The sequence below is a fragment of the Streptomyces sp. NPDC090127 genome (assembly GCF_044746945.1).
Classification (GTDB): Bacteria; Actinomycetota; Actinomycetes; order Streptomycetales; family Streptomycetaceae; genus Streptomyces.
Window position 1 is genome coordinate 298213 of record NZ_JBIVDE010000001.1, and the last position, 24241, is coordinate 322453.

14 protein-coding genes and 2 pseudogenes are annotated in these 24241 nt (G+C 72.9%); 9 read left to right on the plus strand and 7 right to left on the minus strand.

Annotated features, from left to right (window positions below):
- Positions 1–399 precede the first annotated feature (399 nt).
- The 4 genes and pseudogenes from ACIPPS_RS01285 (at position 400) to ACIPPS_RS01300 (ending at position 3675) form a co-directional block, all read left to right on the plus strand.
- A complete protein-coding gene (locus tag ACIPPS_RS01285) occupies positions 400–2430 on the plus strand; it encodes a M4 family metallopeptidase (protein WP_401425383.1) in 2031 nt (676 codons plus the stop codon).
- A 91-nt stretch (positions 2431–2521) separates the two neighbouring features.
- A pseudogene (locus tag ACIPPS_RS01290) lies at positions 2522–2712 on the plus strand (response regulator transcription factor); the annotation flags it as partial.
- Between the two features lie 23 nt (positions 2713–2735).
- Positions 2736–2804 (plus strand): annotated as a pseudogene (locus ACIPPS_RS01295) (hypothetical protein); the annotation flags it as partial.
- Positions 2805–2892: 88 nt separating this feature from the next.
- The gene (locus ACIPPS_RS01300; protein ID WP_401425386.1) at positions 2893–3675 is read left to right on the plus strand and encodes a sensor histidine kinase; all 783 of its coding nucleotides are present in this window, start codon (positions 2893–2895) and stop codon (positions 3673–3675) included.
- 78 nt (positions 3676–3753) lie between these two features.
- On the opposite strand, the gene ACIPPS_RS01305 is transcribed toward ACIPPS_RS01300, so the two are convergent.
- From ACIPPS_RS01305 to ACIPPS_RS01335, 7 genes are all read right to left on the minus strand, one after another.
- Positions 3754–4962, minus strand: a complete 1209-nt coding sequence (locus ACIPPS_RS01305) for an alginate lyase family protein (protein WP_401425388.1) — start codon at positions 4960–4962, stop codon at positions 3754–3756.
- A gap of 115 nt (positions 4963–5077) precedes the next feature.
- The gene (gene glgP / locus ACIPPS_RS01310; protein WP_401425390.1) at positions 5078–7672 is read right to left on the minus strand and encodes an alpha-glucan family phosphorylase; all 2595 of its coding nucleotides are present in this window, start codon (positions 7670–7672) and stop codon (positions 5078–5080) included.
- Positions 7673–7811: 139 nt separating this feature from the next.
- Positions 7812–9146: an FAD-dependent monooxygenase gene (locus ACIPPS_RS01315; RefSeq protein WP_401425393.1), complete on the minus strand. Its 1335-nt coding sequence runs from the start codon at positions 9144–9146 to the stop codon at positions 7812–7814.
- On the minus strand, positions 9143–10357 hold the full coding sequence (locus tag ACIPPS_RS01320; RefSeq protein WP_401425395.1) for a monodechloroaminopyrrolnitrin synthase PrnB family protein: 1215 nt from the start codon (positions 10355–10357) through the stop codon (positions 9143–9145). Before ACIPPS_RS01320 ends, ACIPPS_RS01315 begins: the two co-directional genes overlap by 4 nt.
- A 168-nt stretch (positions 10358–10525) precedes the next feature.
- A complete protein-coding gene (locus ACIPPS_RS01325) occupies positions 10526–11950 on the minus strand; it encodes an MFS transporter (protein ID WP_401425397.1) in 1425 nt (474 codons plus the stop codon).
- A gap of 436 nt (positions 11951–12386) precedes the next feature.
- A complete protein-coding gene (locus ACIPPS_RS01330; protein ID WP_401425399.1) occupies positions 12387–13799 on the minus strand; it encodes a 4-hydroxyphenylacetate 3-hydroxylase family protein in 1413 nt (470 codons plus the stop codon).
- A gap of 144 nt (positions 13800–13943) precedes the next feature.
- Positions 13944–14924 (minus strand): AraC family transcriptional regulator, encoded by a 981-nt coding sequence (locus ACIPPS_RS01335; RefSeq protein ID WP_401425401.1) that lies wholly within the window; start codon positions 14922–14924, stop codon positions 13944–13946.
- A 116-nt stretch (positions 14925–15040) separates the two neighbouring features.
- Between ACIPPS_RS01335 and ACIPPS_RS01340 the strand changes: the two genes are divergently transcribed.
- The 5 genes from ACIPPS_RS01340 (at position 15041) to glgB (ending at position 24081) form a co-directional block, all read left to right on the plus strand.
- Positions 15041–15982 (plus strand): SDR family oxidoreductase, encoded by a 942-nt coding sequence (locus ACIPPS_RS01340; protein ID WP_401425403.1) that lies wholly within the window; start codon positions 15041–15043, stop codon positions 15980–15982.
- A 328-nt stretch (positions 15983–16310) separates the two neighbouring features.
- Positions 16311–18296 carry an alpha-1,4-glucan--maltose-1-phosphate maltosyltransferase gene (locus ACIPPS_RS01345; RefSeq protein ID WP_401425405.1) on the plus strand — a complete coding sequence of 662 codons (1986 nt, stop codon included), beginning with the start codon at positions 16311–16313 and terminating at the stop codon, positions 18294–18296.
- The gene (treS, locus tag ACIPPS_RS01350) at positions 18293–20002 is read left to right on the plus strand and encodes a maltose alpha-D-glucosyltransferase (protein WP_401425407.1); all 1710 of its coding nucleotides are present in this window, start codon (positions 18293–18295) and stop codon (positions 20000–20002) included. The genes ACIPPS_RS01345 and treS overlap by 4 nt, the downstream gene beginning before the upstream one ends.
- 241 nt (positions 20003–20243) lie before the next feature.
- Positions 20244–21587, plus strand: coding sequence for a maltokinase (locus tag ACIPPS_RS01355; RefSeq protein WP_401425409.1), 1344 nt, complete (start codon positions 20244–20246; stop codon positions 21585–21587).
- 223 nt (positions 21588–21810) lie between these two features.
- A complete protein-coding gene (glgB, locus tag ACIPPS_RS01360) occupies positions 21811–24081 on the plus strand; it encodes a 1,4-alpha-glucan branching enzyme (protein ID WP_401425411.1) in 2271 nt (756 codons plus the stop codon).
- The last annotated feature ends 160 nt before the right edge of the window (positions 24082–24241 follow it).

Sequence of the window (24241 nt, forward strand, 5' to 3'; positions counted from 1 at the left end):
CGGGGGACCTCCGACGGCGGGTCGAGGGGGCGGAACGAGCCACGCCATGACGCGATCTCGGGCGGGGCGCCTCCCCCCTGCTCAGCGGTCCGCGCGGCGGCGCGGACGTCGAGCTCGACCTGGAGACGCTCGTCGGTTTCGGGCCGCTGGGAACGCTGGACGGCATCGCGGCCATGATCGACGAAACGTCCGGTTAACGAACCCCACGGTTCGGGCTCCGGACGATTTCCGGCCAACTTGTTGACGCGCTCCTGACAGGACCCCGTCACGACTGCCACTCTCTCCCCCGGCTCTTCGCACCGCAGTTCGGCGCTTCACCCGTACGTGCTCCACAGCTCTGTTTGCCCTGCCCGGACGTTCACCCAGCCGTCCGGTACCCCCCTCGCAAAAGGAGTCTGCGTGAGATCCACGCCCAGCCGTCGCCTCACCGCGACCGGCGCTCTGATCGCTGCCGCGGCCATGATCGCCGTCGGTGTCCAGTCCGGTACCGCCTCCGCCGACATCGGCTGGCCCGCCGCTCCGAAGGCCCAGGCCGCCGGCACGTCGGCCAACCCGGGCAAGCTGCCGGTGGACCTCTCCCCCGCCGAGCGGACCGCGCTGATACGCGCGGCCGACGCGGACAAGGCGGCCACCGCCAAGTCCCTCGGCCTCGGCGCCCAGGAGAAGCTCGTCGTCCGCGACGTGGTCCAGGACCGCGACGGCACGACCCACACGCGCTACGAGCGCACCTACGCCGGACTCCCCGTTCTCGGCGGCGACCTGGTCGTCCAGGAGAGCAAGGCCGGCGTCACGCAGGGGATCACCAAGGCCTCTCGCGCGGAGCTCAAGAACGTCGACACCACCGCCGACGTCGCCCCGGCCGCCGCCGAGAAGCAGGCGCTCGGCGCCGCCGCGGCGGAGGGCTCGAAGAAGACCGCCGCCGAGCGCGCCCCGCGCAAGGTCGTCTGGATGGCGCAGGGTTCGCCCGTCCTCGCGTACGAGACCGTCGTCGGCGGCCTCCAGCACGACGGCACCCCGAACGAGCTGCACGTCGTCACCGACGCCACCACCGGCAAGAAGCTGTACGAGTGGCAGGCCGTCCACACCGGTACCGGCAACACGCAGTACAGCGGCCAGGTGACGCTGGGCACCGCGCCCTCGTTCACGCTGACCGACACCGGTCGCGGCAACCACAAGACGTACAACCTCAACCGCGGCACGTCCGGCACCGGGACGCTCTTCTCCGGCGCCGACGACATCTGGGGCGACGGCACCGCCACCAACCCGGAGACCGCCGGCGCGGACGCGCACTTCGGTGCGGCCGTCACCTGGGACTACTTCAAGAACGTGCACGGCCGCTCCGGCATCCGCGGTGACGGCGTCGGCGCGTACTCCCGGGTCCACTACGGCAACGCGTACGTCAACGCCTTCTGGCAGGACTCCTGCTTCTGCATGACGTACGGCGACGGCGCGGGCAACACCAAGCCGCTCACCTCGATCGACGTGGCCGCGCACGAGATGTCCCACGGCGTCACGTCCAACACCGCCGGCCTGGTCTACAGCGGTGAGTCCGGCGGCCTGAACGAGGCGACCTCCGACATCTTCGCGGCGGCCGTCGAGTTCTACGCCAACAACGCCCAGGACAAGGGCGACTACTTCGTCGGCGAGAAGATCGACATCCGCGGCAACGGCACCCCGCTGCGGTACATGGACAAGCCGAGCAAGGACGGCTCGTCCAAGGACGCCTGGTACTCGGGCATCGGCGGCATCGACGTCCACTACTCCTCGGGCCCGGCGAACCACTGGTACTACCTGCTCTCCGAGGGCAGCGGCGCCAAGACCGTCAACGGCGTCAACTACGACTCGCCGACCTCCGACGGTCTGCCCGTCACCGGCATCGGCCGGGACAAGGCCTCGCTGATCTGGTTCAAGGCCCTCACCACGAAGTTCGCTTCCAACACGAACTACGCGGGTGCCCGCACCGGTACGGTCGCGGTCGCCACCGAGCTGTACGGCGCCGGCAGCCCCGAGGTCCTGGCCGTCGAGCACGCCTGGGCCGGCATCAACGTGGGCGCACGCCCCGGCGGCGGCAACCCGCAGCCCGGCAAGGTCTTCGAGAACGCGGCCGACGTGTCCATCCCGGACAACGGCGCCGCGGTGACCTCCACGGTCAACGTCACCGGCATCACCGGCAACGCCCCGTCGACGCTCAAGGTGGACGTGAACATCGTCCACACCTACCGCGGTGACCTCGTCGTCGACCTCCTCGCCCCCGACGGCTCGGTCTACAACCTGCACAACCGGGCCGGCGGCAGCGCCGACAACATCGTCCAGACCTTCACCGTGAACGCCTCCTCCGAGGTCGCCAACGGCGCCTGGAAGCTCCGTGTCCAGGACAAGGCCTCGGTCGACACCGGGTACATCAACAGCTTCAAGCTGACCTTCCCGTAAAGCCCCTGGTGGGATAGGCGGAAGACAGCCGGCGGACGCCCGGAGGGAACCTTCCCTCCGGGCGTCCGCGCGTCTGCGTAGGCTGACGCGCATGATCCGGGTGCTGCCGGCCGACGACGAGACGATGATCCGGGCCGGGTGCTGGCGATCCTCGCCGCCGATCCGGGGATCGAGGTGGTCGTGGAGGCCGGGGACGGCCGGGAGGCCGTCGAGCCGGCCCGGCGGCATCTGCCGGACGTGGTCCTGCTCAGGCGGCCGTCGCGGACCGGGAGCGGGTGCGCGAACGGTCGCGGATCGCGGGCGACATGCACGACTCGCTCGGCCACGACCTCGCCCTGATCGCGCTGCGGGCCGCCGCTCTGGAGGTCGACCCGGGGGTCGGCGCCCGGCAACAGGCGGCGGCCGGGGAGCTGCGGGTGGCCGCCGCCGGGGCGACGGCCCGGCTGCGGGGACATCATCGGCGTGCTGCGCGCGGACGAGGAGGGCGCCGGGGAGCCGGCCGCCCCGACGGCCCCGGTCGGGGAGACGGTCGAGGAGGTCGTGGAGCGGGCCCGGGCGTCCGGGCTGCGGGTGGAGCTGACGCGCCGGGGGCCGGACGGCGGGACCCCGGCGATGGCCGACCGCGCGGTGCACCGCCTGGTGGTGGAGTCCCTCACCAACGCGGCCGAGCACGCCCCGGGCGCCCCGGTCCGGGTCGCCCTGGAGCGCACGGCGTCGACGGTGACGGTGGCCGTCTCCAGCGGCCCGGCCGCGCGCCCGGCCGGAGGGGAGCCTCCCGCCCGGCCCGCCTCGGGAGGCACCGGTCTCGTCGGGCTGGACGAGCGGGTGCGGCTCGCCGGGGGGCGGTTGACGCACGGGGCGCGGGCGGACGGCGGGTTCGTCGTGCGGGCGGTGCTGCCGCTGGAGCCAGGGGCCCTCGCCCCGGAGGCCGTACGGCCCCCCGCGCCCACCTCCGTACGGGAACGGGACCGGGCGGCGCGGGAGGTGCGGCGGGGGCTCGCCCAGGCCGTCTGGATCCCCCTGGCGCTGGTCGCCGCGCTCGGTGTCGTCATGCTGGTCTTCGGGCTGTGGACGCAGTCCCGGTCCTTCCTTGACCGGGACGACTACGCCGGGCTGCGGGTCGGCGACGCGCTCTCGGCCGACGCCGAGCGGCTCCCGCCGCACCCCCTGGACGGGCCGCCCGCCGGTGCCCCGCCCCCGAGCCGCCCGGCATGGACCACTGCCTGTACTACCGGGCGGCGATGACGGCCTCGGTGCCCGTCTACCGGCTCTGTCTGGTGGACGGGCGCCTCGCCGACAAGGCGGTCGTCGGCTGAGCGGGCCTCAGTTCGGGTTCGCCGCGTGGGTCAGGGTCTCCCAGGAGACGAAGTAGGCGTCGGTGCCGGAGGGCCGGTGCCCCTCGGTGTAGGTCCTGGTGTGGGTCATGGCGATCCCCATGCGGCCGGCGAGCGCGTTGTAGCCGACCTCCGTCACGCGTCCGAGACCCTTCTTCACCGTGCCGCCGCAGAGCCAGGACGGCACCGCCGTGCCGTTCTCGTACCTCGTGTGGAAGCCGAGCGCGTGCCGCAGCCGCTCGGAGACCTGGGGGTAGAGGTCCGCGCCCTGGATCCGGCTGGTCTCGGCGGTGTGGACGGCGGCCGCGAGGCCCCAGCCGGTGTGGCCGAAGTCCCGGCAGGTCTCCTGGGTGATGCCGTCGGCGAAGGTGGACTGGCCCTGCCAGTACGCCACGATCTCGTCGCGGGTGTCGATGGCGCTGTTCGGCGGCGGCTTCGGCGTCGAGCCGTCCGAGGTCAGGTAGATGTACGCGGGGACCCGGCCGAGATAGGTCCTGACCGCCTTGTCGTAGGCCGCCCGGTCCTCCAGGTGGACCGCGATGCCGATCGCGGCCTCGGTCATGATGAGTTCCCAGTTGCCGTTCTTCGTCGCGGCGCCGTTGATCACCTCGGGCAGGTAGACGTCGCGCAGCATGGTCGCGAAGCGGCCGGAGCCGGCCCAGCCGCCGGTGTAGGTGTGCTTGATGATCTCGGCGGCGCGGGGCCAGGAGGAGCCCGCCCAGCCCGTCTGGAGGGGCGCGTTGGAGTTGGTGTGGTCCTTGATCACGGCCGACCAGGCGTCCATGATCTCGATCGCCTTCCTGGCGTGCCGCTCGTCCCGGGTGATGTACCAGGCCAGCGCCTGGGTGTACGCGGCGACCGCGTCCTGCCGCTCGTCCGTGCAGCCGTTGTCGGGGTTGGAGGACGAGCCGCACTCGACGACCGCGCGCGGCTTGGCGGCGCGGGTCAGGGAGGCGTAGGGGCTCGTGGTCATCTGGTCGTACGCGGCCTTCCAGGGCTGCGCGCCCGCCAGCACCTTCGCGCGTACGAAGTCGAGTTGGGGACGGGAGACGACGACGCCGGGGTGGGTGAACGTCGCGGGCGCGGCGGGGGCCGCCGCCGCCACGGCCTCGGCCGGGGCGGGCGCGGCGACCGTCGTGGCGGGTACGGAGACGGCGACGGCCGCCGCCAGGGTGAGGACCAGGGCTCTGAGGCGCATGTGGGGGGTGCCTTCCGTTCCCGTATGTGAACGCCGGACGGAGTAGTGAACTCCGCGTCGAACGAGGAACGTAAGGGCACCCCATGGACACGTCAAGGCCCCGGTCTCGGTCGGCTCACCTCAGGAGCACGCCCGCCCCCTTCCCCGTCGCCTCGGCCGGCAGGGTCACCAGGCCGAGTTCCGCCGCCGAGGCGAGCAGCGGATGGGCCGGCAGCACCCGGACGGTGCAGCCGAAGGAACCCGTGCGGTCCAGGACGAGGGCCCCCTCGAAGAGCAGGCTGCCCTCCAGGTCGGGGCCGCCCGCCGGCTTCAGCACGCAGACCCGGGTCTCCACGAGCGCGTCGTCGGGGGTGACCCGGCCGGCCACCGCCTGCACCTCCACGTCGTCCGGGCCCAGGTCGCCGAGCGCCACCCGCACCCGTACCGCCGTCGTCGCACCGAGCTCGGCGTCGGCCAGGTCCTCGCCGAGCTCCCCCACCTCGATGTGGTCGAGGGCGACCTTCGGCCAGCCGCCCCGCACCCGGGACTTCCACGCCGCCAGCTCCCGCGCGGCCGCCGGGGCCAACGCCCGGTGGGCCAGGGCGGCCGGGGCGTACAGCTTCTCGACGTACTCCCCCACCATGCGGTCGGCAAGCACCTTCGGGCCGAGGTCCCGCAGCGTCCGCCGGACCATCTCCGTCCAGCGGACCGGCACCCCGTCCGCGCCCCGGTCGTAGAAGCGGGGCGCCACCCGGCGCTCGATCAGCTCGTAGAGCGCGGCCGCCTCCAGGTCGTCCCGGCGCTCCTCGTCCGTCGCCGCCGCCCCGTCGGCCGTGGGGATCGCCCAGCCGAAGTCCGGCTCGAACCACTCGTCCCACCAGCCGTCCAGGACGGAGAGGTTGAGACAGCCGTTGAGGGCGGCCTTCATCCCGCTAGTGCCGCACGCCTCCAGCGGGCGCAGCGGGTTGTTCAGCCAGACGTCGCAGCCGGGGTAGAGCTTGCGCGCCATCGCCATGCCGTAGTCGGGCAGGAAGACGATCCGGTGCCGCACGCGCGGGTCGTCGGCGAACCGCACCAGCTCCTGCACCAGCCGCTTCCCGCCGTGGTCGGCCGGGTGCGCCTTGCCCGCCACCACGAGCTGCACGGGCCGCTCGGGGTGCAGCAGCAGCGCCCGCAGCCGGTCCGGGTCGCGCAGCATCAGCGTGAGCCGCTTGTACGAGGGGACCCGGCGGGCGAACCCGATGGTGAGCACGTCCGGGTCCAGGACCCCGTCGGTCCAGCCGAGTTCGGCCGCCCCGGCGCCGCGCTGGCGCCAGGAGGCCCGGACCCGTTCCCGTACCTCGGTCACGAGCTGTTCCCGCAGGGTCCGGCGCAGCTCCCACAGCTCCCGGTCGTCGGCCTCCTCGGCGCGGCGGCCGACCTCGGGAGCCGTCCAGGTCGGCGCGTGGACGCCGTTGGTGATCGAGCCGATCGGCACCTCCTCCGGGTCGAACCCCGACCACAGCCCGCCGAACATCGCGCGGCTGACGGAGCCGTGGAGGGTGGAGACGCCGTTGGCCCGCTGGGCGAGCCGCAGGCCCATGGCGGCCATGTTGAAGAGGCCGGGTTCGCCGCCGAGCGGGGTCTCGTCGCCGAGGGCGAGGATCCGGCCGACGTCGACGCCGGGCAGCTCGCCGTCCTCGCCCAGGTGACGGGCGACGAGGCTCCGCTCGAAGCGGTCGATGCCGGCGGGGACGGGCGTGTGGGTGGTGAACACCGTCCCGGCCCGGACGGTCTCCAGGGCCGCGTCGAAGGGGAGGCCGCCCCCCGCGAGTTCCCGGATGCGTTCGAGGCCGAGGAAGCCCGCGTGGCCCTCGTTGGTGTGGAAGACCTCGGGGGCGGGGGTGCCGGTGAGCCGGCAGTAGGTGCGCACGGCACGGACGCCGCCGATGCCGAGCAGCATCTCCTGGAGCAGCCGGTGCTCGCTGCCGCCGCCGTACAACCGGTCGGTGACCTCGCGTTCGGCGGGCGCGTTGCCCTCGACGTCGGAGTCGAGCATCAGCAGCGGTACGCGGCCCACCTGCGCGGTCCAGATGTGGGCGTGCAGCCCGCGGCCGCCGGGCAGCGCGAGGGTCACCCGGGCGGGGGTGCCGTCGCTCTCACGGAGCAGGGTGACGGGCAGCTCGCCCGGGTCCAGGACGGGGTAGTGCTCCTGCTGCCAGCCCTCACGGGAGAGCGACTGGCGGAAGTAGCCGTGCCGGTAGAGCAGGCCGACGCCGACGAGCGGGACGCCGAGGTCGCTGGCGGCCTTCAGATGGTCGCCGGCCAGGATGCCGAGACCGCCGGAGTACTGGGGCAGGGCCGCGGCGACCCCGAACTCGGGCGAGAAGTAGGCGACGCAGTCGGGCAGCCGCGCACCGCGCGCCCGCTGCTCCTGCTGCTCCTGGTACCAGCGGGGGGCGTTCAGATAGTGGTCGAGGTCGTCGGCCGCGGCGCGCAGCCGGTCGAGGAACTCCTGGTCGCCGGCGAGCGCGGTGAGCCGGGCGGCGGAGACGGAGCCGAGCAGCCGGACCGGGTCGAGGTCGTCGACGCGGCCGGCGGCCGCGCGGTCGGCGGGGTCGCCTTCGACGGAGCGGAAGAGCTCCCGGGTGGGGTCGTGCCAGGACCAGCGCAGGTTACGCGCCAGGTCGGTCAGGGGTCGCAGGGTGTCGGGGAGGACGGGACGCACGGTGAATCGACGGATTGCCTTCACGCGTTCCACCTTCGCAGGCGAGTACGGAGCGGAGCCGACGCACCACGCTGTGCAGCCGGTCGTTGCATCCACCGAAGGTAAGGCACCGCGCTCTCCCGGGCCACGGCGCGCGGGGTCGTGCCGCGGCCCGGGAGGGGCGTCAGCGCTCCGCGCCGACCGGCAGTTCCCCGGGCCGCACCTCGTACGGCGAGCCCTGGTTGACCTGGACCGGGTCGGCGGCGCCGGTGGCGGCGTAGCGCGCGGCGATGTCGGCCAGCTCGGCTGCGGGAATCACCTGGTGGATGTCGGTGAAGCCCTGCGGGGCCCGCTGGTGCGCCAGGTTGATGACGACCTCGGGACCGAAGCGCCGGTTGGCGCGCTGGAGTTCGGTGGTGACGGGCCTGCGGGCCGCTTCGTAGGCGGCGAGGGCCTCGGTGGGGTCGCGATGGAGCGCGAGGGAGTGCGCGAGGGCGCGCGCGTCGAGGATGGACTGCGAGGCGCCGTTGGAGCCGACCGGGTACATCGCGTGGGCCGCGTCGCCGATGAGCGTGGTCCGGCCGTGGGTCCAGCGTGCCAGGGGCTCGCGGTCGACCATCGGGTACTCGTGGGCGGTGGTGGCGGCCCGGAGCACCTCGGGGACGCTGACGCCGGCGAACTCCCAGCCCTCGTAATGGTGCAGGAACGTGTCCACAGGGACCGGCCGGTTCCAGTCGCCGAGGTGGCGCTCGTCCGCCGCCTCGGCCGGCCGGGCGAGGGCCCAGTTGACCAGGACCTCGCGGAACGGCCCGGAGGGCGGGCTCATCGGGTAGACGACGGCCTTCTGCCGGTCGTCGCCCGCGATCAGCATGAAACCGCCGACGGACCGGGCGGGCATCCGGGAGACCCCCCGCCAGATCAGCGTCCCGTTCCACGGCGGGGCGCCCTCGCCCGGGTTGAGCGACGCCCGAACGGCCGAGCGGATGCCGTCGGCGCCGACGAGCACGTCCGGTTCGAGGGACGCCCGGCCCCGGACGGCGCCGTCGCGGTGGACCAGCTGGATGCGCGGCCGGCCGTCGGGCAGCGGCTCCACCCCGGTCACCCGGACGCCGGTCACCAGGGCGGCGGCGCCGAGCCGTTCCCGTACCGCCTCGGCCAGGACCGCCTGGAGGTGGGCCCGGTGGATGGAGAGCTGGGGCCAGCGGTAGCCGGCGCCGAGACCCCGGGGTTGCCGGGAGATCAGGCCGCCGGAGCGGTGGTAGTAGCGCAGTTCGCGGGTGCGCAGCGCGCCGGCTTCCAGGCGGGGCAGCAGGCCCAGCGCGTCCAGTTCGCGGACGGCGGGCGGCATCAGGTTGAGCCCGGCGCCGACCGGGCGGCTCTCGCGGACGGACTCCACGACGGTGACGCGGTCGAATCCGGCGGCCTGCAGGGCGAGGGCGGCGGTCAGCCCGGCGATGCCGCCGCCGGCGACGACGATGTGGAGCGGTCCGGCGCCTGGGGAGGGGGTCGGGTCCGTCATCGGGATCCCCCTCGATGCGCCGGGGCGTGCGCCGGGACGTGCGCCTCGGCCGGGGCATGGACGTGCGCCCGGACGGAGGAGCGCACGTGCGCGCCGTGGGCCCCCGACGCGCCCTGCGCCGCGCGCCGCACCAGCGTCTCGTTGTCCCTGGTCAGGTCCAGTATCGAGCGCAGCAGGGCGACGGGCGCGCCGCCGCTGCCCTCCTCGTACAGCCGCACCTCGTCCGCGTAGGCCTTCCGGGCGATACCGATGTGGCGGGCGCGGAAGGTCTTGAGGATCTTCAGGACCCGGCCGAGCGCGAGGGCGGAGGCGGCCAGTTGCGGAGGCAGCCGGTGGCCGCTCTCCCAGCTGACGGCGGCCGAGAGCTTGCTGACGGCGGAGATCCCGCCCCGGTGCCGGGCGTGGAAGGCCCGCCACGACGGCAGGCTGTACGGGACGGACTCGTCGAGGAACGCGTCGTACGCCGGGTCGGACCGGTCGCACTGCCAGAGCGTCAGGTCCACCAGCCAGAGGGGGACCTGGGCGGCGGCCGGGCCGAGGTAGTCGCGCCCGGCGACCTCCACCTCCTCGAAGTACGGGCGCAGGGTCAGCGCGAAGTACTCCGGGCTGACGTGGGCGACGGTGAAGTCGATGGCGTCGACGATCGACTGGACGTGGTGGGCGATGCGGTCGAGGGCGACCGCGAAGCCGGGGTCGTACGGTTCGAGCGTCGCGAGCCGCCCACAGCTGTCCAGGGCCGCGACGAGGCCCGGGAACGCCATCCGGACGGCGTCCTGGAGCCGGGCCTCCATGGCGTCACCGGTGTACATGCGCTGGCGCGGGCCGAGCGGATTCCAGGTCGTGTAGTGGTGGACGGTGTCTCGCGGCACCATGTCCGTGCGCCGCCCGAGCAGTTCGAGGATCGGCAGCACCTCCGGCACGGCGGCCGTGGGCTGGGTGCCGTGCCGTTTCAGCGATCCGAGCAGGATGCCGAGGTCGCGCATCGCGGCGAGCGCGTCGATCACGCTCCACTCGGCGGCGAGCTCGCGTTCCGGGACGAGGGCTCGCAGGGCGACGGTCAGCGCGGCCACATCCTCGCGCTCGTTCATGCCGGGCAGTGCGGCGAGCAACGCGTCGGCGCCGAGCGGGTCGGCGGAGCGTATGTCGGCTATGCGGTAACGCGGGTCGCCGCGTTCCTCCAGCCGGGGCGCGACAAGGTCGTACAGGGCCAACGGAAATGCCCCCTCTTTTTCGGGGCTCGTTCACCTCCGGGCGCCTCGCGCGGACGTCGTCGGTCGCTCGTGCGGGGGTCCCGACGTTCCTCGGGACCTGCACGATCTTCCGGTTCGACACCCGCGGCGCCCTTCGGCTCACTCGCCGGGTCTACGTGGTCACCGTGCTCACCGTGGTTCGGTCACGCGTCCCTGGCGTGGCGGCGCCGGGGTGGGCGTGGGCAGGCGCAAGCGTAGGGAGGTCACCGCCGCGACGGCGGCGCAGGCCCCACCGACGAGCAGAGCGGCCCGGAAGCCGTCGGTCTGGGCGGCCGCTGTGGCCGATTCCGTACGGGTGGCGGCGACGGCCACCAGGACGGCCAGTCCGAGCACGGAGCCGAACTGCTGGGCGGTGTTGACCAGTCCGGAGGCGAGCCCGGTCTCCTCGGGGGCGGCGTCGGCGGTGGCGGCCACGTTGGTGGTGACCATGACCAGCGGCAGGGCCGCGCCGAGGAGCAGGCTGGGCGCGAGGACGGTGGTGAGGAACGTGCCGTCGGAGCGGAGCGCGAGGGCGAGCCACACCGTGCCGGCGCACAGCAGCGTGAAGCCGAGGGTCATGGTCCGGCGCAGGCCGACGCGGAAGATGAGCCGGCCGGTCTGCGGGGCGACCGCGACCACCACCAGGGAGAGCGGCAGCAGCCCGAGGCCGCCGCCGAGGGGCGCGTACCCGAGGACGCTCTGCAGATAGAGGCTCACCAGGAAGAACATCGGGAACAGCGTCATCTGGGCGAGGGCGCTGAGGACGTTGGCGAGGCGGAGCGCGGGGCGGGCGAGCACCGCGGGCGGCACGAGCGGCCGCGCGGCGCGGGTCTCGACCACGGCGAAGACCGCGAGGAGGAGGAGTCCGGCGCAGCCCGTGCCGAGCGTGGGCGCCGAGAGCCAGCCGTGCCCGGCGGCGCCGACGAGGGCGTACGCGACGAGGGCGAGACCGACGGTGACGGTGAGGGCGCCCGCGAGGTCGAAGCGGTGGCCGGCGTCGGTCTTCGGGGTACGCCCGTCCAGGAGGCGCAGCACGAGGACGCCGAGCAGCAGCGCGGCGAGGACGTTGAGCCAGAGGGTGGAGCGCCAGCCGAGGAGGTCGGTGAGGACGCCGCCGAGCACGGTACCGAGGACACCGCCCAGGCCGCCCATCGCGGCGAACGCGGCGAGCGCCCTGTGCCGCGCGGGCCCGTCGGGGAAGAGGACGAGCAGCAGGGCGAACGCGGCGGCCGCGGCGAACGCGGCCCCGACGCCCTGCGCGGCCCGGGCGGCGACCAGGACACCCGCGTCCGGCGCGAGGCCGCCGAGCGCGGAGGCGGCGGCGAGGAGCCCGAGCCCGGCGAGGAACACCCTGCGGTGTCCGAGCAGGTCGGCGGCGCGTCCGCCGAGGAGCAACAGCCCGCCGAAGGCGATGAGATAGGCGTTGGCCACCCAGGACAGCTCGGCGGAGCCCGCCCCGAGGTCCTTCCCGATGGAGGGCAGCGCGACGTTGACGATCGCGGTGTCGAGGATCAGCAGCAGCTGGGTCGCGGCGAGCAGTGGGAGGACGCCACGGGGTGCGCGCTCGCCGTTCACGCGACGCCCCCCACAGCCCTGGAGCCCCCGCCCGAACGGGCCCGGCGCCGACCCCAACCAGGGTCCGACTCCGCACGGCACACCACCGCACCCGAACCCGCCCGACACCGACCCCAACCAGGATCCGACTCCGCACGGCACACCACCGCACCCGAACCCGCCCGACACCGACCCCAGCCGGGGTCCAGGGCCCGCCGGTACGCCGCGGTGACGGAGCCGGAGCCGGTGCCGGTCGCACGGTGGCCGGTCGTCGGCCGGTCGGACGCGGACGGGGACGTGTTCCGCCTGCCCCCCGGCAGGCGGAACGCCCCGTGCCGGCCGATCACCCGGCACGCGCCCGGCACCGACGCGCGCGCTCCGGGCACCGCGGCCCGCTCCTCCTCGCCCCGGCCGGGCCCCGCGGCCCGCCCCGGCACGCCCGCCGCCCCGCGCCGCCTCACTTCGTCGTGCCCAGGTCGTAGCCGGCCAGGCAGGTGCGCGCCAGGTCCTCGCAGGCGTCGGCGCCGCCCGCCCAGGTCTGCATCGTCAGGTAGACGTGCGGGGCGCCCTGGTAGAAGCGTTCGTACTGTTCGTGCCGGCCCGCGAACTCCGAGCCGAGGGCGTCCCAGGCCAGCTTCAGGAGCTTGAGCCGGTCCTCCGCCGGGTCGCCGGGCGTGCGGACGTACCGGCGGAGCAGCGGGCCCAGTTCGGGGTGGAGCAGGTCCCGGCCGCTCGCCGGGGTCTGGACGATCGCGCCGCCCGCCAGCAGCTTGATGTCCGCGACCGCGCGCGGGTACAGCTCACCGGCCATGATGCGCTGCGCGAAGGAGATCTCCTGACCGGGCCGCACCCCGCCGCGACCGCCGCCGACCGGCTCCCAGGACGCCTCCGCGCCGAGGACGAACGCCTTGGCCTGGGCGACCGTCCCGAGCAGCCGTCCGATCGCCTGCGTGACCTGCGGGATCCGGTCCGTGCCCTGGGAGCGGGTGAGGAGGATCGCGAGGCCGGTGAGGAACTCCAGCTTGGTCCAGAAGCGCGTCGACGACTGGTGGGTGAAGTGCAGATAGGCCGGGGTCTCCCACCACATCGCGGCCGTCGCGGTCACGTCCCGGTAGGTCAGCACCCGATCCCACGGCACGAAGACGTCCTCGCAGACGAGCAGCGCGTCGTTCTCGTCGTACCGGGAGGAGAGCGGGTGGTCGAAGACGGACCGGGCGCGTTCCTCGTAGGAGGTACGGGAGATCAGCTTGACGCCGGGGGTGTCCACCCGTACGGAGAAGGAGACGGCCCGCTCGGTGTCCTCCGGCGCGAGCGGCTCGATCGTGCCGACCAGGATCTCGTCGGCGAAGACCGCCCCGGTGCCGATGGTCTTGGCGCCCCGCACGACGATCCCGCCGTCGCGCTCGGCCACCACCCGTACGCCCTCGCAGGCCGGGTCGGTGATGGTGAACGCGCCGTAGAGGCCGCCCTCCGCGAGCCTGCGGTGGTAGGCGAGGGCGTTCTCGGCGCCGTCGAAGCCGTCGGTGGTGAAGACCTCGGGAGCGGCGGCGAAGCCGGCCGCCCCTGACGCCATGTAGTCGGGGGTACGGCCCAGGAAGCCGTAACTCGCCTCCGCCCAGACCTTGTACGCCCGGCGGCGGGCGACCAGGTCCTCGTAGGAGCGGGGCACGGCGTACGCGCGGTGCACTCCGCCCGACACGAGCACCGGCGTGTGCGCGGAGTCGTGGGCGAGGTCGAAGAGTCCGGCGAAGGAGACCGCGGTGGCCCGGAAGGCGGGGTGCGCGGTGACGTCCTTGATCCGCTCCCCGTCGAGCCAGATCTCGCGCCCGTCGCGCAGCGCCTCCAGATACTCCTGCCCGGACCTCGTCACGGTGATATCGCCTCTCCTCGTACGTCATGGCTGGTTTGCCGGTCCTGAGCCTTCACGGCCAGGGACGCACGAGGCAATGAACGACCGTCCAGCGGTCCTTAAGAACCGGCCAGACATCTGCCGCCGACGCGGCTTTTGTACGGATCAGGCGGCGTGGCACATTCCGGCGCGGTACTCCCCCGGTGTCATCCCGAACCATTTGCGGAACGCGAGGTGGAATCCGACGGCGCTCTGGTAGCCGACCCGGGAGGGGACGGCGGACTGCGGCAGGGAGGTCTCGGAGAGCAGCCGGGCGGCCTCCTGCATCCGCCGCGAGGTGAGGTGGCGGGCCGGGGACTCGCCGACGAGCTCGCGGAACGCGGCGGTGAAAGCCGAGCGGGACATGCCGACCTCACGGGCGAGCGAGTCGATGGTCCAGGGCTGGGCGAAACGGGTGGCGATCATGACGACGGCCTGGCTGATGCCGGGGTGGCGCAGCAGCGGAAGCGACGTCGGGTTGTCGGCGAGGTCGCGCAGCAGCGGCCTCAGCGCGAGGACGAGAGCCATCTCGAAGGCACGCAGCGTGATGAGCCGGTCGCCGGGTCCGACGGGCCGGTCGGGCGAGGCGAGCAGTCGCAGGGTGTCGCGGAGCAGCGGTTCGCGGTCGACCTGGGCGCCGTCGAGGACGAGCGCCCAGGGCAGGGAGGTGTAGAGCCCGCTGGCGGCGCTGGCGTCGTAGTGGAGTCCGGCGCACAGCAGCCGGCTCACGGCGCCGGAGCCGTCGATACGGATCTCCCCGGAGGTGCCGGGCCTGCGCTCGGGCAGCACGGCGCGCAGCGGTACGCCCTGGCGCTCCGGCCGGTCGGAGAGCCGGTGGGCGCTGCCGGTCGGGAAGACGATCAGGTCGCCCGCGTTCAGCTCCAGCGGGGTGCGGCCGTCGCCGGTGATCCAGCAGCCCCCCTCGACGATGTAGTGCAGCACGGCGCAGCTCTGCTCGGCGTCGCCCTCGATCGCCCAGGGCGCGCGGACGTGCCACCGGCTGTCGAAGACGCCGGTGAGGCGAAGGGGTTTGAGCAGTTCGCTGAGGAGGTCCTCGGCCTCGTCTTCCTCACGCCGGTCGTCACGGTCGGTTGCCACGGTGTCCATGGACGATCCTTCAACTTCCGCCCCGGTTTGTTAATTGAACGGTGTGAGCCGCCGCCGCCAGCCTGAGAGAGACGTCACGGCAGCCACCACACCCTACCGAAGGGCCTCTACGACACATGTCCAGTCAGATTCCTATGAGGGTCGCGGTCGTGGGAGCGACCGGTTTCCAGGGGGGCGCGATCGCGCGTCTGCTCGTCGAGCGGCACCACCGGGTGCGCACGCTCACCCGGCGCCCCGCGGGCGACCGGCCGCCGCTGCCCGGTGCCCTGTTCGTGGCGGGCGACCTGGCCAGACCCGCGGACGTGCGGCGGCTCTTCGAGGGGACGACGCACGGAGTGGTGACGATGCCGCTGGTCTACGAGCCGGAGCGGATCCGCGCCTACGCGCGGAACGTGGCGTTCGCGGCCCTCGCGGCCGGAACCGTGCGCCTGGTCCTCAACACCAACACCCGGGTCCCGCACGGTCCGACCTCGGTGGCCGCGTTCGAGACCCGGCGGATCGCCGAGGAGGAGCTGCGGAACAGCGGCGTCCCGCTGGTCGTCGTACGCCCCCCGGTCTATCTGGACAACCTGTTCTCGCCGTGGAACGGCCCGGCGCTGGTGAACGAGGGCGTCCTGGCCTATCCGCTGCCGGCGTCCACGCCGACGGCCTGGCTGTCCCACCGGGACCTCGCGGAGGCGGTGCACGCGGCGCTGACCGTCGAGGGCCTGGAGGGCCGCACCTTCGACATCGGCGGGGCGCGCTCGCTGACGGGTGAGGAGCTGGCGGCGGCTTTCAGCCGCGGCCTCGGCCGGGCGGTGCGGTATCTCCAGCTGCCGCCGGAGGTGTTCGAGCGGGGGCTCGCCCAGCTGCTGGGTCCGGAGACCGCGGCGGGCGTCGCGGGGATCTACCACTACATGGCGACCGGCGCCGACCCGCTGCTGCTCGCGGCGGACGACGGGGTGTCGGCGGACGTGCTCGGGGCGCGGGCGGCGCCGGTGGAGGAGTGGGTGACCCGTCAGCCGTGGCAGATGTGGTCCGGCGACACGGAGGAACAGTCGCCGTCGCCCCAGGGCTGACTTTCCGCCAGAAGACGAGAACCGGTCTCGACCCGACAGGGACGGGGCCGGTTTGCTGTCTCCGGGCACATGTCCGTACTACGCACGAGTAGGTAACAAAGCGCCGGATTGCCCACCCGAAACAGGTGGAAGGCTCCCCCGGTACACCCCGAGACACCCCGTACGTACATCCCGTACGACCCCCGTACGTACACCCGTAGACCCGCCATCCGAGTGAACGCGGACAGGAGCGGCCATGCCCGCAACCCGCCAGCCGTCGACGGAGCTACAAAGAGCGCACCACCACCCGCACCCCCGTACCCCCTCAGGTGATGCTGTGAAACCGCTCATGGGACGCATTCCCGTACTGGACGTCCAACCGCTGGTCGACTGCGGCCGCCGCCCCGCGAAGGCGGTGGCAGGCGAGACCTTCGAGGTCACCGCCACCGTCTTCCGCGAAGGCCACGACGCCGTCGCCGCCAATGTGGTGCTGCGCGGCCCGTCCGGCCGTCCAGGCCCCTGGATCCCGATGCGTGAACTGGCCCCCGGTACCGACCGGTGGGGCGCCGAGGTCACGCCGGACGCCGAGGGGCTCTGGACGTACTCGGTCGAGGCGTGGAGCGATCCGCTCGCGACCTGGCGCCACACCGCGAAGATCAAGATCCCGGCGGGGATCGACTCCGAGCTCGTCCTCGCCGAGGGCGCGGAGCTGCACGAGCGTGCCGCGAAGGGCGTCCCGAAGAAGGGCGGCGGCCGGGAGGCCGTGCTGGCGGCGGCCGACGCGCTCCGGGACGAGTCCCGCGGCGCCGCGGCCCGGCTCGCGGCGGCTCTCGCCCCGCAGGTGACCGAGCCCCTCGACCGGTACCCGCTGCGCGAACTGGTGAGCGCCTCGCCGAAGTTGCCGCTCCGGGTGGAGCGCGAGCGGGCGCTGTTCGGCTCCTGGTACGAGTTCTTCCCGCGCTCGGAGGGCGTGAAGAAGGTCCGGGGGAAGACCGTCCCGGGGACGTTCCGCACCGCCGCCGAGCGGCTGCCGGCGATCGCCGCGATGGGCTTCGACGTCGTCTACCTCCCGCCGATCCACCCCATCGGCACCACGCACCGCAAGGGCCCCAACAATGCGCTGGTGGCCGGTCCGAACGACGTCGGTGTGCCGTGGGCGATCGGCTCCCCGGAGGGGGGCCACGACGCGGTCCACCCGGACCTGGGCACCATCGAGGACTTCGACGCCTTCGTGGCGCGCGCCCGGGAGCTGCGCCTGGAGATCGCGCTCGACTTCGCGCTCCAGTGCTCGCCCGACCACCCGTGGGTGGAGAAGCACCCGGAGTGGTTCCACCACCGCCCGGACGGCTCGATCGCCTACGCGGAGAACCCGCCGAAGAAGTACCAGGACATCTATCCGATCGCCTTCGACCAGGACATGAAGGGCATCGTCGCCGAGACCGTCCGGGTGCTGCGGCACTGGATGGACCACGGCGTACGGATCTTCCGCGTCGACAACCCGCACACCAAGCCGGTGGTGTTCTGGGAGCGGGTGATCGGCGAGATCAACGGCACCGACCCGGACGTGATCTTCCTGGCGGAGGCGTTCACCCGGCCCGCGATGATGCGCACCCTCGGCACGATCGGCTTCCAGCAGTCGTACACGTACTTCACCTGGCGCACCACCAAGGCGGAGCTCACCGACTACGTGACCGAGCTGTCCGGTGACGCGGCGGCCGCCATGCGGCCGAACTTCTTCGTGAACACCCCGGACATCCTGCACGCCTACCTCCAGCGGGGCGGCAGGCCGGCCTTCGAGGTGCGGGCGGTGCTCGCCGCCACGCTCTCGCCGACCTGGGGCGTCTACGCCGGCTACGAGCTGTGCGAGGCCACCGCGCTGCGCGACGGCAGCGAGGAGTACCTCGACTCGGAGAAGTACCAACTCCGGCCGCGCGACTGGGAGTCGGCGGAGCGTTCCGGCGCCACGATCGCGCCCCTGATCACCACGCTCAACCGGCTCAGGCGCCGCCACCCGGCGCTGCGGCGGCTGCGGAACGTCCACTTCCACGCGACCGACAACGACGCGGTGATCGCGTACAGCAAGCGCTCGGGTTCGAACACCGTTCTGGTGGTCGCCAACCTCGATCCGCACCACACCCAGGAGGCCACGGTCTCGTTGGACATGCCGGAACTCGGCCTCCACTGGCACGAGACCGTGCCGGTGCGCGACGAGCTCACCGGCGAGACCTATCACTGGGGCAGGGCCAACTACGTGCGCCTCGAGCCGGGCGTCACGCCCGCGCACGTCTTCGCCCTGCGACCGTCCCCGCCGACCGGAGGGTCACCCACATCATGACCGTCAACGAACCTGTCCCCGACACCTTCGAGGACACGCCCGCCAAGGACCGTGACCCGGACTGGTTCAAGAGGGCCGTCTTCTACGAAGTGCTCGTGCGCTCCTTCCAGGACAGCAACGGGGACGGCGTAGGCGACCTCAAGGGCATCACGTCCCGCCTCGACTACCTGCAGTGGCTGGGCGTCGACTGCCTCTGGCTGCCGCCGTTCTTCAAGTCCCCCCTGCGGGACGGCGGCTACGACGTCGCCGACTACACCTCCGTGCTGCCGGAGTTCGGCGACCTCGCCGACTTCGTGGAGTTCGTCGACGCGGCGCACCAGCGCGGCATGCGCGTGATCATCGACTTCGTCATGAACCACACGAGCGACGCGCACCCGTGGTTCCAGGAGTCACGGACCAACCCCGACGGGCCGTACGGCGACTACTACGTCTGGGCCGACGACGACAAGCAGTTCCAGGACGCCCGGATCATCTTCGTCGACACGGAGACCTCGAACTGGACCTTCGACCCGGTGCGCAAGCAGTACTACTGGCACCGGTTCTTCTCCCACCAGCCGGATCTCAACTACGAGAACCCGGCGGTGCAGGAGGAGATCCTCTCGGCGCTGAAGTTCTGGCTGGACCTCGGCATCGACGGCTTCCGGCTCGACGCGGTGCCCTACCTGTACCAGCAGGAGGGGACCAACTGCGAGAACCTCCCGGCCACCCACTCCTTCCTCAAGCGGGTCCGCAAGGAGATCGACGACCACTACCCGGACACGGTGCTCCTCGCCGAGGCGAACCAGTGGCCGGAGGACGTGGTCGACTACTTCGGGGACTTCACCTCGGGCGGCGACGAATGCCACATGGCGTTCCACTTCCCGGTGATGCCGCGGATCTTCATGGCGGTACGGCGGGAGTCGCGCACCCCGGTCTCCGAGATCCTGGCCAAGACCCCGGCGATCCCGGACGGCTGCCAGTGGGGCATCTTCCTGCGCAACCACGACGAGCTGACCCTCGAGATGGTCACGGACGAAGAGCGCGACTACATGTACGCGGAATATGCCAAGGATCCCCGGATGCGCGCGAACATCGGCATCCGACGGCGGCTCGCCCCGCTCCTCGACAACGACCGCAACCAGATGGAGCTGTTCACCGCGCTGCTCTTCTCGCTGCCCGGTTCGCCGGTGCTGTACTACGGCGACGAGATCGGGATGGGCGACAACATCTGGCTCGGCGACCGGGACGGCGTACGGACCCCGATGCAGTGGACGCCGGACCGTAACGCGGGCTTCTCGTCCTGCGATCCCGGTCGGCTCACGCTGCCGGCCATCATGGACCCGGTCCACGGCTACCAGGTGACGAACGTGGAGTCGGGGATGGCCTCGCCGTCCTCGCTGCTCCACTGGACGAAGCGGATGATCGAGATCCGTAAGCAGAACCGGGCCTTCGGGCTCGGCTCGTACACGGAACTGCCCTCGTCCAACCCGGCGGTGCTGGCCTTCCTCCGGGAGTCCGACGACGACCTGGTGCTCTGCGTGAACAACTTCTCGCGGTTCGCGCAGCCGACCGAGCTGGACCTGCGGCAGTTCGCCGGGATGAGCCCGGTGGAGCTGATCGGGCAGGTGCGGTTCCCGGCGATCGGGCAGTGGCCGTACCTGCTGACGCTGGCCGGTCACGGCTTCTACTGGTTCCGCCTGAAGAAGAGCCGATCGACGGGTTCCTGACACCGCGTCAGCCAACTGCCCGGGGTGGAGCGGGTTTCCCCCGCGCCACCCTGGGCACTGTGACCCACACACAGTCGATTCAGGTCCATACGGGCCTTCTTGTCGGGCCCATACGGATCTTCCCCATCCGACACGTCCCGCACATCCGGACAGCCGAAGCCGCCATCCGGGACACTCTGCGCATTTGAACTCGATTTCTGCGAACTCGAATGTGCGCCCCCCGGGGAAAGGACGCGTTGCCATGCCGGAGACCGCATCCACCACCCGGGCCCCGGCCGCCCTCCTCCCGTCTCTCGCTCCCCTGCTCCATGAATGGCTGCCTCGGCAGCGCTGGTTCGCGGGCAAGGGCCGCCGGGTCACCGGATTCACACTGGAGGCGGCCACCGAGCTGCTGCCGCTGGACGGCACGGGCCCCGGGCTGCTGCACCTGTTGGTCCGGGTCGAGCAACCGGGCCGCCCGACGGGCGCGCCCGCGGATTGCTATCAGATCCTGCTCGGCGTACGCACCCAACTGCCGCCCCGCCTCGCCCCCGCCCTGATCGGACGGATCCGGCAGGGGCCACTGGCCGGCCGGGCGCTCTACGAAGGGCTGCGCGACCCGCGGCTCGCCGGGCTGCTCTACGAGCGGCTGCGCACCCCGGGCCGGATCGGCCCGCTCACCTTCCAGGGCACGTCCGAGCTGCCCGCGTCCCTGGCCCCCCGGGTCCTGGACGCCGAGCAGTCCAACTCCTCGCTCGTGTACGGCGATACGTACATCCTGAAGATCTTCCGACGGGTCAGCCCCGGGGTGAACCCGGACCTGGAGCTGCCGCTCGCGCTCTCCCGCGCGGGGTGCGCCCGGGTACCGGCACCGGTGGCCTGGTTCGAGTCCGGCGCCAGCACCCTCGGCGTCCTCCAGCCGTATCTGGCCGACTCGCGCGACGGCTGGCGGCTCGCCCTGGACGCGCTGGCGGCGGGCCGGGAGTTCACGGACGAGGCCCACGCGCTGGGCCGGGCGACCGCGGAGGTGCACCTCGCGCTCGCGACGGCGCTGCCGACGGAGCGGCTGCGCCGGACGGAGAGCGAGCACCTGGCCGCCGAGATGGACCAGCGGCTGCACGCGGCCGCCCAGGCGGTGCCGGCGCTGCTGCCGTACGTGCCGGGGCTGCGGTCGGTCTTCGCGGCGGCCGGCGAGGGCTCCGGGCACCTCCAGCGCATCCACGGCGACCTCCACCTGGGGCAGACGCTCCGGGCCGCGGACGGCGGCTGGGCGGTGATCGACTTCGAGGGCGAGCCCGCGAAGCCGCTCGCCGAGCGCTGCCGGCCCCAGCCGGCGGTCCGCGACGTGGCGGGCATGCTCCGCTCCTTCGACTACGCGGCACGCACCCACCGCCCGTGGAACGCGGAGTGGGCGACGCGGTGCAGGGCGGCGTACTGCGAGGGCTACGCCTCGGCGTCGGGCACGGACCCCCGGTCGGACCCGGCGCTGCTGCGCGCCTACGAGACGGACAAGGCGGTCTACGAGGTCCTCTACGAGGCCCGCCACCGCCCGGACTGGCTCCCGGTCCCGATGTCGGCGATCGAACGCCTGGCGGGCAAGGAGTGACTCCGGCCCGCGCCCCGCTGGGGGGCGTCCCGCCGATCCGCCCGGACCGGAGAGCGGCGCCCCGGGCCGCCGGGTGCCCGGCACGCTCGACGAGGCGCCCCCCGGGGCGCGAGGCCCGTTCGGCCGAGTTTCCTGTGCGGGGGCAGCCGCGTTGCGGTTGCGTGGGAACCGGCGCATTTTCCTCCGCCCCTCACCTTCCGACACCCTTGCAGGAGGCATCCCCGTGACCGCCCGATCCGCTCGCAAGACGGCAGCGCCCCCGGCCAAGACGCCCGCCCCCCGGGCCGCCCAGGAGGCCGTACGCAAGGCGCCGGCGCTGGACCCCGGGGACCGCGCGCGGCTGCTCGCCGGCGAGCACCACGACCCGCACGCCCACCTCGGCGCGCACCCCGTCCGCGGCGGCGTCGCGATCCGGGTCCTGCGCCCGTACGCCCGCGAGGTCGCCGTGCTCGCCAAGGGCAGGCGCGTCGCCCTGCACGACGACGGCGACGGCTTCTTCTCCGGACTGCTGCCCCTGCTGCGCAAGATCCCGCCGTACGAGCTCCGGGTCCGCTACGACGGCGACGAGCTGCCCGTGGAGGACCCGTACCGCTTCCTGCCCGCCCTCGGCGACCTGGACCTGCATCTCATCGGCGAGGGCCGGCACGAGGAGCTGTGGAAGGCGCTGGGCGCCCGGCCGATGGTCCACCAGGGCGTCGCCGGCACCCGGTTCACGGTCTGGGCCCCCAACGCCCGGGGCGTACGCGTCACCGGTGACTTCACCCACTGGGACGGCACGGCCCTGCCGATGCGCTCGCTCGGCGCGACCGGCGTCTGGGAGCTCTTCGTGCCCGGGATCGGCGAGGGCGCGGTCTACAAGTTCGACATCACCCGCCCCGACGGCTCCCACACCCTGCGCGCCGACCCGATGGCCCGCCGCGCCGAGTGCCCGCCGAACACCGCCTCCGTGGTCACCGACTCGTACCACGAGTGGGACGACGCCCGGTGGATGGCGAGCCGCGGGGACCGCCCGCACCACGAGGCCCCGCTCTCCGTCTACGAGCTCCATCTCCCCTCCTGGCGCCCCGGGCTGACGTACCGCCAGCTCGCCGAGCAGCTTCCGGCGTACGTCCGCGATCTCGGCTTCACGCACGTGGAGTTCATGGCCGTCGCCGAGCACCCCTTCAGCGGCTCCTGGGGCTACCAGGTCACCGGCTACTTCGCCCCGACCTCCCGCCTCGGCACCCCCGACGACTTCAAGTACCTCGTCGACGCCCTGCACCGGGCCGGGATCGGCGTCCTGATGGACTGGGTGCCGGCGCACTTCCCGCGCGACGACTGGGCGCTCGCCGAGTTCGACGGCCGGCCGCTGTACGAGCACGAGGACCCGCGCCGCTCCGCCCACCCGGACTGGGGCACGCTGGAGTTCGACTACGGCCGCAAGGAGGTGCGGAACTTCCTGGTCGCCAACGCGGTGTACTGGTGCGAGGAGTTCCACATCGACGGCCTGCGCGTGGACGCGGTCGCCTCGATGCTCTACCTCGACTACTCCCGCGAGAACGGCGAGTGGCTGCCGAACGAGTTCGGCGGCCGGGAGAACCTGGACGCGGTCGCCTTCCTCCAGGAGATGAACGCGACGGTCTACCGGCGCTGCCCCGGCGTCATCACCTTCGCCGAGGAGTCGACGGCCTGGGACGGCGTGACCCGGGCGACCGACCAGGTCGGGCCCGGCGGCTTCGGCGGGCTCGGCTTCGGCATGAAGTGGAACATGGGCTGGATGCACGACTCCCTCGGCTATGTGGCGAAGGAGCCGGTGCACCGCAAGTACCACCACAACGAGATGACGTTCTCGATGGTGTACGCGTACAGCGAGAACTACATCCTGCCGATCTCCCACGACGAGGTCGTACACGGCAAGCAGGCGCTGGTGTCCAAGATGCCCGGCGACTGGTGGCAGCAGCGCGCCAACCACCGCGCCTACCTCGGCTTCATGTGGGCCCACCCCGGCAAGCAACTCCTCTTCATGGGGCAGGAGTTCGCCCAGGGCGCCGAGTGGTCCGCCGAGCACGGCCCGGACTGGTGGCTGCTCGACCCGGCCTACGGCGCGGCGGCCGACCACCGGGGCGTACGGGACCTGGTGCGCGACCTGAACACCGTGTACGGCGCGACCCCGGCGCTCTGGGAGCGCGACACCTCCCCCGAGGGTTTCCAGTGGGTGGTCGGCGACGCCGCCGAGGACAACGTCTTCGCCTTCCTCCGCTACGACGCCGAGGGCGCGCCGCTGCTCGCGGTCTGCAACTTCTCGCCCGTCGTCCGGCACGACTTCCGCCTCGGCGTCCCGGACACGTGCGCGGCCTGGGCGGAGGTCCTGAACACGGACGCGGCGCGGTACGGCGGCGGGGACGTGGTGAACACCGACCCGGTGAAGACCGAGTCGGTGCCGTCCCACGGCCGCTGCGCGAGCGTACGGCTGACGCTGCCGCCCCTGGCGACGGTCTGGCTCAGGCCGGCGTGACGCGGGGCTGAGTCCAGGCCTGGCCGGCTCAGGCGTGGACTCGGGGCGGTCCGGGCTCAGGCCTGGGCTCGGGCCCGCTCCACCGGGGCCTGGGCTCGGGGCCGTCCGCCTCAGGCCTGGGCTCGGGCCCGCTCCACCGGGGCCTGGGCTCGGGGCCGTC